This window comes from Novosphingobium lentum NBRC 107847, assembly GCF_001590965.1.
Lineage (GTDB): Bacteria > Pseudomonadota > Alphaproteobacteria > Sphingomonadales > Sphingomonadaceae > Novosphingobium > Novosphingobium lentum.
Window position 1 is genome coordinate 93,354 of sequence record NZ_BCTW01000012.1, and the last position, 13,794, is coordinate 107,147.

Below are 13,794 nucleotides of genomic sequence, written 5' to 3' on the forward strand. Positions count from 1 at the left end.
ATTAGGAGTTGGCAGCCTGCACTTCGGCTTTCACCGAAGCGTAAGCCCAGTCGAGCCACGGGCCCAATGCCGCGATATCGGCGGCATCGACCGTGGCGCCGCACCAGATGCGCAAGCCCGGCGGGGCATCGCGGTATCCGGCGATGTCATAGGCCGCGCCTTCCTTCTCGAGCGCACCGGCGAACGCCTTGATCATGGCTTCGTCGGCACCTTCGACCGACAGGCACACCGAGGTCCTGGAGCGGCTGGCTGGATCGGCGGCGAGGTGGCTCAGCCACGAGCGTTCGGCCACAACCTTATCCAGCGCGGCGGCGTTGGCATCGCTGCGCGCCTTCAGGCCATTCAGCCCGCCCAGCCCCTTGGCCCATTCGAGCGCGAAGATCGCATCTTCCACCGCCAGCATCGACGGGGTGTTGATCGTCTCGCCCTTGAACACGCCTTCGGTCAGCTTGCCCTTGGAAACGAGCCGGAACACTTTGGGCAGCGGCCAGGCGGGGGTGTAGCTTTCGAGCCGCTCGACCGCGCGCGGGCCCAGGATCAGCACGCCGTGCGCGCCTTCGCCGCCCAGCACTTTCTGCCACGAGAACGTCGCGACGTCGATCTTGGCCCAGTCGATGTCATAGGCGAACACCGCGCTGGTCGCGTCGGCGAACGACAGGCCTTCGCGGTCAGCGGGGATCCAGTCGGCGTTCGGCACGCGCACGCCGCTGGTGGTGCCGTTCCAGGTGAACAGCACGTCGTTCGACCAATCGACCTGACCCAACTCAGGCAAATGGCCGTAGTCGGCGCGGATCACGGTGGGATCGATCTTGAGCTGCTTGACCGCGTCGGTCACCCAACCCTCGCCGAAGCTTTCCCAGGCGAGCGTGGTGACGGGGCGTTGGCCCAGCATCGTCCACATCGCCATCTCGAACGCGCCGGTGTCGGAACCGGGGACGATGCCGATGCGGTGCGTGTCGGGCAACTGCAGCACTTCGCGCATCAGGTCGATGCTGTACTGCAGGCGCGCCTTGCCGATCTTGGCGCGGTGCGAGCGGCCCAGCGATTCGGTGGCGAGTTTTTCGGGAGCCCAGCCCGGCGGCTTCGCGCAGGGACCGGAAGAGAAGAACGGGCGCGCAGGCTTGCGCGCCGGACGGGTAAGCTCAGTCATGTAGTCTCTCCTTGCAGAGAGCACGCGCGGCGTTGGGACCGCGTGGCCCGTCGGCGGCCTTAGAGACAAGCCGCCCCCTGTCAAGGACCGATGCTGCACCGCACCGGTTACAGTTTCTTGGCGGTTCAGCATTTGCCCGCCATGATGGCGCGCGATGCCAACCCCCCAATCACCAAGCTTCCGCCCCGCTCTGGCGCTCGTGCTCGTGGCGCTGCTGGCAAGCTGCCTCGGGCCGTCGCGCCCGCAGCCGCAGCACCGCAACCGCGCGCATACGGCGGCGCACGCCAACGCTCACAGGGGCCCGCAGGCCATCCCGCGCCCCACCTCGGCCCAAGGCGAAAGCTGCCTTGCCGACTTGCGCGGGGCGCACGACACGTTCCTGCGGCTCGACGATCGCGACTATGGCAATGGCTGCTACCGCGCCAACGCGATCGACTTGCGCGGGGTGCCGGGCGACGACCGGCTGGTCATGGTATCGAATCTGCCGGTGGTGTCGTGCAGCATGGCGCGCGGATTTACCGGCTGGACGCGGTTCGGCGCGGGCCGGGCCGCGCTGCAGATCCTCGGCAGCCCGCTGGTGCGGGTGGAGACCTTCGGCAGCTATTCATGCCGCAATGTCGCGGGCAGCGACCGGCTGTCGGCACACGCCAGCGCCAATGCGATCGACGTATCCGGCTTCGCGCTGGCCGACGGACGGCGGATCACCGTGCTGGGCGACTGGAACAACCCCGACCCGGCCGTGCGCCAGTTCTTGCGCGTGGTGCGCGCCAGCGCGTGCAAGCGGTTCGGCACCGTGCTGAGCCCGGACTACAACGCGGCGCACCGCGACCACCTGCATGTCGAGCTGGGCGACGGCCGTTTCTGCCACTGATCGTGTCTGGGAAGGACGACCCGGCTGCTACCGCTGTCGTCCTGAAGTGCGACCCGAAGGGTGGTGCGACCCTGCGGCTAATGGTTAACGCAACGGCGGCCGGATCGTTAACAATCAGGCGGCCAGATCGTCGAGACCGGTGGCCTCGATCCGCAGCCGGACGGCTTCGGCGGCATGGCGCGCGCCCAGCTTGCCCATCATCTTCATGCGATGGATCTCGACCGTGCGCGGACTGATCTCTAGGTCGCGGGCGATCGCCTTGTTGCTGCAGCCGGCGGCCAGGCGATCGAGCACTTCGCGCTCGCGCATCGAGAGCCGGCCGATGCGCTGGCGTGCTTCGGCGGCACGGGCGCGCTGGGCACGATGGCCTTCGGCTTCGACTTCCGCTCGTGCGACCGCTTCCTTGAGCGGACCGATGTCGAGCGGCAGCGCCAGATAGTCGAGCGCGCCGGCCTTGATCGCTTGCACCACGCTGACCGTGTCGGGGTCCTCGGCCACGGCCACCACCGGCAACCACGCGCCGAAGGCAAGCATCTGGGCCATCAGGTGCTGCACCTCGGTGCCGCGTTCATCGTGGATCAACACCATGCCCGAGGTCGGGGCATGCCCCAGCAGTTCTGCACAATCGGCATAGATTTCGGCATGGAACCCGGCCGTGAAGGCAAGGCGCGCGAGCTTGGCACGGCGTGCCGCGTCGCTGTCGAGGATGTGAAGGGTGGCGTTGCTCATGGATGTTACTAAGTGGTCACCACAGCTCGCTTGGCTATCGGCAATCAACCCGTTTCGGACCATCAAATCCAGCTGCATGGCTTGCATACGTACGAAGTCCTGCTGTTGGTCACTTCCAAATCGGACCAAAAATCCCAGTCCGCTTCAAAATGGCGTGAAATCGTTTGTTGTTACAGCCGCAACTACCTATTCCGGCCACCACAATCAGTAACCGAATACGGTTGACGCCGACCCATTTTGCAGCAAGCAATTCACCTTAGTACAATTACTTAAGCACCATCGGTACGTCGAAATCGGATGGTTCGCTCACGCCGAAACGGCGCCCTTGCGAGGCGCCGTCGGAGGGGCTCTAAAGAAGCTGGGTACAGCCAGCCGCGTAGCCGGTTGACGCTGCCGAAGCGGCTATTCGATCGGGCTGGGCAGCGCGGCGGGATCGTCGAACGAATAGGCCGGCAGCGAGTGGAACGCCTGGCGCAACGCCTCGCCCCAGCCGGACGAGATCGCCTTGAAATAGGGATCGCTGTTGAGAATCCGGCGCTGGTGCAGCGGTTCGAAGTTGTCACGCTCCATCACCAGCAGATCGAACGGCAGCCCGACCGACAAGTTGGCCGCCACGGTGGAATCGAACGACACCATCAGCAGCTTGACCGCATCCTCGAAGCTCATCGACCGGTCGTACCCGCGCAAGATGATCGGGCGCCCGTACTTGGTCTCGCCGATCTGGAAAAACGGGGTGTCGAACGAGGCTTCGATGAAGTTGCCTTCGGGATAGATCATGAACAGGCGCGGTTCCATGCCCTTGATCTGCCCGGCGATGATGATCGAGGCGGTAAAGCGGGGTCCTTGCGCAGACAGCTGCCCGTCCTGCCGCCGCTCGACCACGTCGTGCAGCAGATTGCCGACGATCGTTGCGACCTGGAACATCGTCGGCGCTTCCAGCACGGATGGCCGGCGTTCGTGCGGTGCCTTGCTGCGTTCCTCGAGCTGGCTGATCACCGCCTGCGTGGTGGCGAGGTTGCCCGCGGTCATCAGCGCGATCATGCGTTCGCCCGGCACGGACCAGCTGTGCATCTTGCGGAACACCGAGATGTTGTCGACGCCCGAATTGGTGCGGGTGTCGCTCATCATCACGAGGCCCTTGTCGAGCACCATTCCCACGCAATAGGTCATCGATTCCCCCAACCGGACCATCGCGCTGACGAAAGATACCCGGTCCACAAATCCGGCCTGCCGAAAACGGCGTGTCGAAAACGGGACTCGGAGGCTGGCGCAGCTTGGCCGTAAACTACTGTTCCATACGCTGCTGCTCTACCGCAAGCGAGACCTTCATGGTTTCTTCGTGCGTGCCGAACCGGATTCCGGTGATCGGCGCGGCATCGCGGTAGTCGCGCCCGGTGGCCATGCGGACGTAGCGTGCATCGGGGCAGATCCCGTTCGACACGTCGAAGCCGACCCAGCCCAGCCCGTCGACGTGGGCTTCGGCCCAGGCGTGGCCCGCCTCCTGGTTCACGCGATCGTCCATCATCAGGTAGCCGCTGACGTAGCGGGCCGGAATGCCGGCCGCCCGCGCCACCGCGATGAAGATGTGGGCGTGATCCTGGCAAACGCCGGACGCCACCGCCAGCGCCTCTTCGGCGGTGGTGTCGGCGTCGGTGTGCCCGGTCGCATAGGCCACCTTGTCGTGGATCGCATCCGACAGGCGGTGCAGCATGGCCACCCGGTCGGTCGCCCCGGCCAGGCTCGCCGCCAGGCTGCGCAGTCTGGGCCCGGTGCGCGTCAGCGGCGTCGATTGCAGGAAGTACCACAGCGGCAGATGCCCGGCATGGCGCCCGATGATGCCTGATTCGTCGGCGGTTTCGACCACGCCGTGGCAGCGGATGACCAGCCTGCTGGCGCCCGGGACCAGCGCGATCAGGGTCACGTGGTTCTGGTTGTGATCGTCGTATTCGACTTCCAGCGTGGCCCCTTCCAGTTCCATCGTCCAGTCGACGATGCGCTGCCCTGAAGTCGATTTGGGGGTGAGCCTGAGGCGTTGCAGGCCGCGGGAAACCGGCGAGGAAAACGCGTAGCTGGTGATGTGATCGATCGCGAGACGCACCGTTGGATCGTTTCCCTATTCCATGAAGCGGTAATCGCGCTGGATTTGCAGCGCGAGTTGCTGGTTGCGGGCGATGAAGTCGCCGATGAATTCGTGCAGGCCCTGCTCGAAGATGCGTTCGATAGTCAGGCTGTGGAACTGGCTGTCGGCGTTGCGCAGCAGTTCGTGGCAGCCCATCTCCGACCCGTATTCGCGCGCCAGCGACGCCAGGTTGGAGCGCAGCTTGGAATAGCAGAACGCCAGACTGCGCGGAAACCGGCCGTCGAGGATCAGGAATTCGGCGATGCCGCGCGGATCCATGCGCCCGGCGTTGAGCCAGCGATAGGCGCGCTCGCCCGAGACGGAGCGCAGCACGTTGTCCCACTGCACGTTGTCGAGGCTGGAGCCGACGTACGATACCGCCGGCAGCAGCACGTAATACTTCACGTCGAGGATGCGCGCGGTGTTGTCCGCACGTTCGATGAACTTGCCGATCCGCGCGAAGTTGAAGATCTCGTTGCGCAACATCGTGCCCATCATCGCGCCGCGCACCTGGGTCGACTGGCGGCGAATGGTATCGAGGATGTCGCCAAGGCTGGTGTCGCGGATCGGCCGCGCCAGCACATCACATAGCGTCATCCAGTTTTCGTTGATCGATTCCCACAGCTCGCGCGTGATCCCGGCGCGGACCATGCGGGCGTTGGTGCGCGCGGCCTCGCTCATCGTCAGCACGTTGCCGGGATTGTCCTTGTCGCGCAGCATGAAGTTGAACACCTGGTGGCCCGGGTATTCCTTGCCGAACTTGGCCTCGTAGCTGGATTGCAGACCCGCAGTGATTATGACCGAGCGCCACTCCTCGCTGGCGTCGGCCGCATCGCGGGTCAATGCCATGCGGAACCCCGCCTCCACCAGCCGCGCGGTGTTTTCCACCCGCTCGAGATAGCGGAACATCCAGAAGATGCCGTTGGCCGATCTCCCGAGCATCTAGCGTCTCCCCGCGCGCATCAAGCGTCCAGTACCCAGCTGTCCTTGGTCCCGCCGCCCTGGCTGGAATTGACCACGAGGCTGCCCTTCTTGAGCGCGACGCGGGTCAATCCGCCCGGGGTGATGTCCACCCCGCCGGGGGACACCAGCACGAACGGGCGCAGATCGACGTGGCGCGGCGCAAGCCCGGCCTTGGTGAAGATCGGCACCGTGGACAGCGACAGCGTGGGTTGGGCGATGTAGTTCTGCGGCTTGGCGCGAAGCTTTTCGGCGAATCTCGCGATTTCCTTCTTCGACGACGTCGGCCCGATCAGCATGCCGTAGCCGCCCGACCCGTGGACTTCCTTGACCACCAGATCGGCCAGATTGTCGAGCACATAGGCCAGCGAATCCGCCTCGGCGCAGCGCCAGGTCGGCACGTTGGGCAGGATCGGCTTCTCGCCGGTGTAGAACTCCACGATCTCGGGCATGAAGCTGTAGATCGCCTTGTCGTCGGCAATGCCGGTGCCCGGCGCATTGGCGATGGTCACCCCGCCCGCGCGATAGACGTCCATGATCCCCGATACACCCAGCACGCTGTTGGGATTGAACGTCAGCGGATCGAGGTATTCGTCGTCCACCCGGCGATAGATCACGTCGATCGGTTCGTAGCCGCAGGTGGTGCGCATCGCGATGCGGCCGTTCTCGACGCGCAAGTCGCTGCCCTCGACCAGTTCGGCGCCCATCTGGTCCGCCAGGAACGCATGCTCGAAATAGGCGCTGTTGTAGATGCCCGGCGTCAGCACCGCGACCACCGGCTTGCTCGATGCCCCGGCCGGCGCGCAGGCGGCCAGGCTGCGGGCCAGGCGGCGCGGATAGTCCGACACATCGCGCACCCGCACCCGGGTGAACAGTTCGGGGAACATCGCCATCATCGTCTCGCGGTTCTCCAGCATGTAGGAGACGCCGGACGGGGTGCGGGCGTTGTCTTCCAGCACCATGAAGTCGTCCTCGCCGGTGCGGACAAGGTCGATGCCGACGATGTGGGTATAGACCCCGCCGGGCGGGGTGAAGCCGACCATCTCGTGCAGGAACGCCGGGTTATTCTGCAGCAGCCGCTCGGGCAATCGCCCCGACCGCACGATTTCCTGGCGGTGGTAGAGATCGTGGAGGAACGCGTTGAGCGCGCGCACGCGCTGCTCGATGCCCTTTTCCAGCCGCCGCCACTGGGTGGCGGTGATGATGCGGGGCACCATGTCGAACGGGATCAGCCGTTCCTCGGCGTCTTCATCGCCATAGACGTTGAAGGTGATCCCGGTGCGGCGGAAGAACGCCTCGGCCTCGAGCCCCTTGCGGCGCAAAAGCTCGGGCACCTGTTCGTTGTACCATGCGCTGTAGCCGCCATAAGCGCTTCGCACCGCGCCATCCGCGTCGATCATTTCGTCAAAGCACGCAGCGGAAGTTTGGTTCATCGCGTCATCCCGTTGCTAGCTGGATGCACCATGCGTGGCGGTTTGCCAAGCAGCCATGCTGCACCTGCGAAGAAAAAACTGTTCTCTCGCGCTAGCCCGCAAGGGAGAGCGTGGGCGCCCCTGCCGCGAGTTATGCCCGCAACCGGGCGGAAGGCAAGGGGGATGGGGTGGATTTAGCCCAGTTTGCCCGCCCCGTGCCGAAATGCGACGTACAGCCCGACGGCGTGAATCAGGCCTATCGCGAGCACGATGGCCGAACTGGTCACGAGAAACCGCGTGCTACGGTCGGGCATCGTGCGAAGCATCAACGGCAGCGCCGCCGCGCGCAGCAGGTAGATCGCCGCGATGATCGTCAGTCCGGGGTACAGTAGCGGCAGGCGAGGCAGCACGCCCGCGCCCGACAGTGCGCAAACCGCCCACAGCGCCAGCGTCGCCGCGATCGCCAGCGTAATGACGGTCGGCGCAGTCGCACCGCGCTCGACTTGCCGGGCCATGCGCTCCCCTGCGCCGAAGAAGCGATACCACGCCGCACCGCGCCAGATACAGCCAAGGTGCGCCAGCGACGCCACGGCACTGAGCATGCCGCCTGCGAACAGCCACCAATTGTGCGGTGCCACGATCCTTGCGCCTCTGGTCGAATCCGATGGAGTGGAGCGCATTCTCGCCGAGCCAGCCACGCTTGTCTTGCTCCAATCCGCTCGGTTGCGTTCAGGCGTTTCCTTCGCCCGTTCCGGCCGCGTCATCGACGAGCGTTGCAAGGTTGCCATCCCCACCGACGACCGGTCTGTCCGCCTCGACCCGCTCCGAATAGCGATCGACCAGCTGCTCTGCATGCGGGCGAAGCAGCACGGTGAAGCGCACAAGTTCCTCCATCACGTCGACAAGACGGTCATAGTAGCTGGAAGGCTTCATCCGCCCGCGGTCGTCGAATTCTGTGAATGCCTTGGCCACGCTTGATTGATTGGGGATGGTGAACATGCGCATCCAACGTCCAAGGACCCGAAGGGTATTGACGCTGTTGAATGATTGTGACCCGGCTGAAACCTGCATCACCGCCAGAGTGCGGCCTTGTGTCGGTCGCATCCCCTTGAATGCCAACGGCAGGTGATCAATCTGCGACTTCATGATCCCCGTAATCTGGCCATGCCGTTCCGGGCTGCACCAGACCTGCCCCTCCGACCATATGGAGTGCTCCCGCAATTCGTGAACTGCCGGGTGATCATCGTCCTCAATCTGATCAGGCATAGGCAGGTCGGCAGGATTGAATATCCGCGTCTCGCAGCCAAAAAATCGAAGGAGGCGCGCCGCCTCCTCAACCACCAGCCGTGAGTAAGAGCGCTCTCGCAGCGAACCGTAGAGGAGCAGAATGCGCGGTGGTGGGTCGAGATCGCCCAAGCCCGAGGCTGGCGAGCAATGGGCAAATTCGGAACGGAGCGCGGGCAGGTAATCCGGTTCTGGCAATTCGCGCAGTCGGTTCATATCGGCTGTTCCAGGGCGTCGGCGAACAACCTGTTGCTGGCGAAGTGCGCGCAAACCGCTCCGACAATCTGCGCTGCGACAAATCCTGGCACGCTGGCGGGCGCGATGCCTGCAAACGTATCGCTCAGCGATCGGGCTATGGTGATTGCCGGATTTGCAAAACTGGTGGACGATGTGAACCAGTAGGCGGCCGTGATGTAGAGCGCGACGCTGGCCGGAACCCAACCCGGCCGCATCTTTACCGTGCCGATGATGGTCAACAGCAGACCAAAGGTCGCGATACCTTCCCCCGCCCACTGCCCGATGCCCGTACGTACCTTGGTCGAGACTTCGAACACCGGCAGGTCAAACATGACGTGCGCGGCCCATACGCCCAGCACTCCGCCCGCCAGTTGCGCCAGGACATGGCCCAGCGCAGCCGCGTTCGCGATCTCTCCGCGCATCCGCATGACCATCGTCACTACAGGATTGAAATGCGCGCCCGAGATCGCCCCCAACATCGTGATCAGCACAAACAGCATCGCCCCTGTGGCCAGCGTGTTGCCAAGCAAGGCCACGGCGACGTTTCCGCCAGACAATTTGTCGCCCATTATGCCCGAGCCGATCACGGTGGCGAACAACAGGAAACTGCCTATCCCCTCGGCCCACATCGCCCTGCTCATCACGTCGGGGTGATCCGGTGACCGTCGGCAGCAACCACAAGTTCGCCATCTTCCTTTGCAAACGCACCCTGCTGGTCCGCCGGAATCAGGTCGAGAACGGCCTCGGACGGTCGGCACAGCTTCACGCCTGATGGAGACACTACCAACGGACGGTTGATCAGGATCGGATGAAGCATCATGGCATCGATCAGGTCGGCGTCCGACAATTCAGGGTCGTCGAGACCGAGGTCGGCATAAGGCGTGCCCTTTTCCCGCAACAGATCGCGGGGAACCATGTGGCCGCGAGCGATCAGGCCTTCCAGCATCGGACGCGACGGCGGTGATTTCAGATATTCGATGACATGCGGCTCGATCCCGGCGTTGCGGATCATGGCCAGCGCATTGCGGGAAGTGCCGCATTCCGGATTGTGATAGATGATGATGTCGGTTGTCATTGTGTGGCTCCGGTACGAGCGGTTGCGCCTTCGGTGTTGCCGAGAATCGAGCGGGCACTGTTGCCGGTGCATAGAAACAGCACGTTGAATATCTGGTCGGTCATCGGCGTGGTTCCAGGCTCACGAGCAGGATAGATCAATGATGAGTTGCCCGCACAAATCCTCGCGGCCCTGACAGCAATCCTTGGCGAGAAAGACCATCAGCTCACGCAGGCTGTCGATGTTGGCGCGGTAGACAACAAAGCGGCTATGCCGTTCAAAGGTTGCCAGCCCGGCATGAGACAGGATGGCCAGATGCGTGGACATGGTGTTGGCAGGGACACCAAGGCTTCGTGCGATCTCACCCGCGGGCAAGCCTTCCAGCCCGGCCTGCACCAGCAGCCTGAAAACCGCGAGACGGCCGCCATGGGCAAGTGCCGACAAGGCAGCTACGGCAATGTTGTTTTCCATATTTCCAGTATAGTGGCAGCCTCGCGGTTCGGGAAGCCTTCTACTGTTTGCGCCGAATCTCGATCGAACCAAAAGCGCCAGGGGTGAACTGTGCTTCACACGGCGCCGCGACAGGCGCCTTGAAGGGGCAGGCGAAAGTGCTGCTTGCAAACGTGACCGTCAGCGGCCCCCTGGCGCTGTTCTTGTAATTGCAGGTCGCGCGCCGAAGGTAGGTGAGAGCCGACGAGGCGTGATCTGGGCCGAGCCCGAGGATCGTCTCGTCGCCGTTCGACGAGGTTACGTGGCACAGCATTTCCCAGCTGCCCTGAGCGCTGCCTGTGATCGTCACGAGCGGCGCAGCAGGGCTACCGGCATTGGCCGAAGTTGTCGCAACGAGCGCTGCGATCGCCAGAAATGCAGATTTCATCTCGGTTCCCTCTTCCGCTATCGAACTTTATGATTCGATAATTCTGGAATATAGGAATAATGAGGCCGTGGCCAGCATTATTGCCGTCGTGGTTCGATGCTACGCTCAGAAAAATCGGACGGCAGGTCGTCGCAGGCAGAAAAGATATGGCGATCTACCGCACTGAGCGAACCCCGCCGGTTCCCCCTCTGCCCCCTCAGTAAATCCCCAGCAGCCGCCCCACTTCGCGCGCCACCGCGGGGTGGCTGGCAAAGCCCAGGTGGGTGCAGCGGATGGCGATGGCTTCGTCGCGTTCTCCCGGCCAGCCGGCGGCGGCGCGGGGGGCGACGATGCCGTCGCGCGGGCTCCACAGCGCCACGGTCGGCACCGGCGGCTTGGCGGCGATGTCGTCGCCCACCGGCGGTTCCTCGACGCGGTGGCCGGTGACGAAGTGGTAGGCGCGCCACGCGTTGTTGGCGCGGCGATCGCCCGAAAACGGCGTGCCCATGGTGATCACCAGCGACACCGCGTGGGGCAGCCGCTTGGCCGCCTCGCGCGCATAGATCCCGCCCAGGCTCCAGCCGACCAGCACCAGCGGCTGGCCTTCGCGCCGCGCCATCGTCTCGATCCGCTGCAGCAGCAGTTCGAACCGTTCGGCGGTGGGGCCAAGGTTGAAGCCCAGCCCCCAGTCGCTGACCCGGTGGCCGGCGCTTTCCAGCGCGCGGCGCAACGGGCGCATCCGCGCCGGGTGCGCGCCGAAGCCGGGCAGCAGCATCACCGCGCGCGATTGCGCGGGCGCCATCGCCAGCCCGCCCTCGCGGCGGATGCGGGCGCTGTCGCGAAAGCGTTCCGCCCCGGTGCCGAACTCGCGCAGCAGCAGGCGGATCGAGGGCGAGGTCACGCCATCGGGCTGCGGCTCGCGCGCCAAGGCATTGCGGCGCAGGACCTCATCGCGCAGGCGCACGATCCGGTCGCCCATCTGCTTCCAGCTATCCACGCCCTGTTGCTTCATCGCCCGCATTCCGAACATCGCGTATCCCGGCTCAACTTGCAATCGGCGGCCTTAGTTCACACTTGGACAACGCGGCATGAATGAGCGGAAGTGCGGTTTTGTTTCAGCCGTCTTCCTTGCCGGTGCATTCCCCGACCCGCTTCGACGCCATCGTCATGGTGACGTCCATCTTCATCCCCTGCATCGGCGCACCGCTGGTCTGCACGGTCATGTCATAGCTTTCGGGTGTGTAGTTGCCCGTCATCGTCATGTCCTGAGGACCGGTGCCGCGCTTGCACGCCATCTTGGCGTCGATCTTGCCGCCGCCCATGGTGAAATGCTCGTACGTGCATTCCTTGGATTGTCCGCCGAAGAACTTGGGTTCGGGCTTGGCCGCTTCTTCCTTGGTCAGGCACGAACTGACGGAGCGGACCTTGCCGGTCATCCGCTCGAACATGTCCTTGGCCTGCGGGGGCATGTTGGGGCCCATGTCCAGCTTTTCGAACTTCATGGTGGTTTCCCAGCGCCCCGGGGTGAAGTGCAGGTCGCTGTCCGCCACTTTCTTGGCCACCGTTTCCACCGAGACGTTCTTCTCGTCGACCGAAGTCTTGCTGCACGCAGCCAGCGCGAGGGGAACAGCCAGGGCAGCGGCCAGCATCATCGAACGCATCGCAGGAAGCCTTTCCGAAAAGACGCGCCACCACATCTGCAAGGGCGCTCGGGAGCAACGGGCTAACATCCACGAGCCCCGCTGCCAATGACGAGGATCACCGGCTGAGCGGTTGGGCTCTCTGCACCCGCTACCCCACTATCCACCAGCGCAGCAGCACCAGAGCCAGCACAACGGCCAGAACGGACCGCGCACTGCGCCAGCGCGGTTTACGCGTGCCGGGCAGGGACACTTGCGGCGGCGCCACGTAACGGCAGGTGTCGGCCATGTCGTTCCACGCCTGTGAGGCTTCGTGCGAAGGATGCCAGCGGCCCGACGCCCCGCTGGCGCCATCGTGGCGGCAGATCAGGTCGCGCGCGGGATCGTAACGCAACATCGCTGCATCGCTGCCGTGTTCTGGCGCGAAGTCGATCATCGGCGTGCCGTGGCTGTCGCAAGTTGCGGTGTCCACCCAGCGCCCCATCGGCAGGCTGAACAGCATCGCCCCGCTCGCCGCATCGAACACCGTGCCGTAAACCTGCATGTGGACCATGCTGAGTTCGATCTCGTCGTAGTCTATGCGCACGCCGAGCCCGGCGGGTACTGGCGATGGCGACGGCGGGATTTGCTCCACTTCGACGCCGGAGCCGCCCGTCGCAGAGATCAGGCCCTGCTCGATCCGATCCCAGTCGCTGCGCCAACGCACCTCGTCGAGCGGCATCCCGCTGTCCCACCGGATGCTGTCGCTCTCCAGCGCATAGCGGCGGCGCGGCAGGTCGAGCGCAAAGGCATGGCCCAGGCCGGTTACGATGCGTTTGGCGTAAAACGTGATGACGTCGGGTGCCAGGTACGTTCCGCTCGACACGTCCCAGATGGCCGGTGACAGATCGAACACCAGCCTGCCGGTGCTGCGCTCACGGATGCTTGGCGAATAGGGGCCGTTCAGCACGGGCAGGTCCAGCCCCTTGCCATCGTCGATCACGACCGACAGCCAGGCGATCCTGAACGCGCTGGGCGGAGCCGGCGGTGGGGTCGGAACCGCCCGCGCGGCCTCGCGCGCGCTGCGCAGCGCCGTGAACTGCGCATCGAGCCAGTCCTCACTTCCGGCCCAGCCGCCCCGCCAATCGAGCCCTTCGTCGGCGATCTCGTCGTTCCACATCTGCCCGTCCAAGCCGGGTGACAGCGCAAAGCGCGAGTGCGCAGGATCGAGGATGAGGAACGATTCGACCTCGAGATCGATGCGCATCAACCGCAACTGGAAGCCGCTTTTGCCCCACACCAGCGTGGTGATCGACGTCCATCTGCCGGCGTCGAGCGACAGCAGCGTGCGCCCGCTGGCCACATCGACCAGATCGGGCGCCTCGTAATAGGCATCAACGTGCATCGCCAGGTCGCGGTCGGTCCGCGCCAGATCGATCCGGTATGCGCCGTCGCGCGAAAGGACTTGCGACGACCCGTCCACAGCCTGCGACCCCGTTGCGA

General features: G+C 64.6%; 16 protein-coding genes. 1 reads left to right on the forward strand and 15 read right to left on the reverse strand.

Translation table 11 applies throughout. From position 1 onward, the window contains the following. Position 1 precedes the first annotated feature (1 nt). Positions 2–1,150: a phosphoserine transaminase gene (locus NL2_RS12350; protein ID WP_068075657.1), complete on the reverse strand. Its 1,149-nt coding sequence runs from the start codon at positions 1,148–1,150 to the stop codon at positions 2–4. Positions 1,151–1,304: 154 nt separating this feature from the next. Here NL2_RS12350 and NL2_RS12355 point away from each other — a divergent pair, with 154 nt between their 5' ends. Beyond that, positions 1,305–2,021 carry an extensin family protein gene (locus NL2_RS12355; protein WP_068075659.1) on the forward strand — a complete coding sequence of 239 codons (717 nt, stop codon included), beginning with the start codon at positions 1,305–1,307 and terminating at the stop codon, positions 2,019–2,021. A 114-nt stretch (positions 2,022–2,135) separates the two neighbouring features. Here the strand turns inward: NL2_RS12355 and NL2_RS12360 are convergent, their stop codons facing one another. From NL2_RS12360 to NL2_RS12425, 14 genes are all read right to left on the reverse strand, one after another. Further along, a complete protein-coding gene (locus NL2_RS12360) occupies positions 2,136–2,750 on the reverse strand; it encodes a response regulator transcription factor (RefSeq protein WP_068075662.1) in 615 nt (204 codons plus the stop codon). Between the two features lie 402 nt (positions 2,751–3,152). Beyond that, a complete protein-coding gene (locus tag NL2_RS12365) occupies positions 3,153–3,920 on the reverse strand; it encodes a proteasome-type protease (protein ID WP_068075775.1) in 768 nt (255 codons plus the stop codon). Positions 3,921–4,035: 115 nt separating this feature from the next. Further along, complete coding sequence (locus NL2_RS12370) at positions 4,036–4,848, reverse strand: transglutaminase family protein (protein WP_068075664.1); 813 nt, start codon at positions 4,846–4,848, stop codon at positions 4,036–4,038. 15 nt (positions 4,849–4,863) lie between these two features. Further along, positions 4,864–5,811: an alpha-E domain-containing protein gene (locus NL2_RS12375; protein ID WP_068075666.1), complete on the reverse strand. Its 948-nt coding sequence runs from the start codon at positions 5,809–5,811 to the stop codon at positions 4,864–4,866. Positions 5,812–5,831: 20 nt separating this feature from the next. Beyond that, entirely contained in the window at positions 5,832–7,262 is a 1,431-nt protein-coding gene (locus NL2_RS12380) for a circularly permuted type 2 ATP-grasp protein (RefSeq protein WP_068075668.1), read from the reverse strand. A gap of 173 nt (positions 7,263–7,435) precedes the next feature. Further along, a complete protein-coding gene (locus NL2_RS12385) occupies positions 7,436–7,879 on the reverse strand; it encodes a hypothetical protein (RefSeq protein WP_245647674.1) in 444 nt (147 codons plus the stop codon). 91 nt (positions 7,880–7,970) lie between these two features. Further along, positions 7,971–8,741, reverse strand: coding sequence for an arsenical resistance protein ArsH (arsH, locus tag NL2_RS12390; protein ID WP_068075672.1), 771 nt, complete (start codon positions 8,739–8,741; stop codon positions 7,971–7,973). Beyond that, complete coding sequence (locus NL2_RS12395; RefSeq protein WP_068075674.1) at positions 8,738–9,403, reverse strand: aquaporin; 666 nt, start codon at positions 9,401–9,403, stop codon at positions 8,738–8,740. Before NL2_RS12395 ends, arsH begins: the two co-directional genes overlap by 4 nt. Then, on the reverse strand, positions 9,403–9,837 hold the full coding sequence (gene arsC, locus NL2_RS12400; RefSeq protein ID WP_068075676.1) for an arsenate reductase (glutaredoxin): 435 nt from the start codon (positions 9,835–9,837) through the stop codon (positions 9,403–9,405). Before arsC ends, NL2_RS12395 begins: the two co-directional genes overlap by 1 nt. A 120-nt stretch (positions 9,838–9,957) precedes the next feature. Beyond that, positions 9,958–10,287, reverse strand: a complete 330-nt coding sequence (locus NL2_RS12405) for an ArsR/SmtB family transcription factor (RefSeq protein ID WP_068075678.1) — start codon at positions 10,285–10,287, stop codon at positions 9,958–9,960. Positions 10,288–10,327: 40 nt separating this feature from the next. Continuing rightward, positions 10,328–10,693 (reverse strand): hypothetical protein, encoded by a 366-nt coding sequence (locus tag NL2_RS12410; protein ID WP_068075680.1) that lies wholly within the window; start codon positions 10,691–10,693, stop codon positions 10,328–10,330. Positions 10,694–10,889: 196 nt separating this feature from the next. Further along, a complete protein-coding gene (locus NL2_RS12415) occupies positions 10,890–11,702 on the reverse strand; it encodes an esterase/lipase family protein (RefSeq protein WP_245647675.1) in 813 nt (270 codons plus the stop codon). An 85-nt stretch (positions 11,703–11,787) separates the two neighbouring features. Then, complete coding sequence (locus NL2_RS12420) at positions 11,788–12,333, reverse strand: DUF3617 domain-containing protein (RefSeq protein ID WP_169799509.1); 546 nt, start codon at positions 12,331–12,333, stop codon at positions 11,788–11,790. Between the two features lie 130 nt (positions 12,334–12,463). Continuing rightward, positions 12,464–13,774, reverse strand: coding sequence for a hypothetical protein (locus NL2_RS12425; RefSeq protein WP_068075684.1), 1,311 nt, complete (start codon positions 13,772–13,774; stop codon positions 12,464–12,466). Positions 13,775–13,794 lie beyond the last annotated feature (20 nt).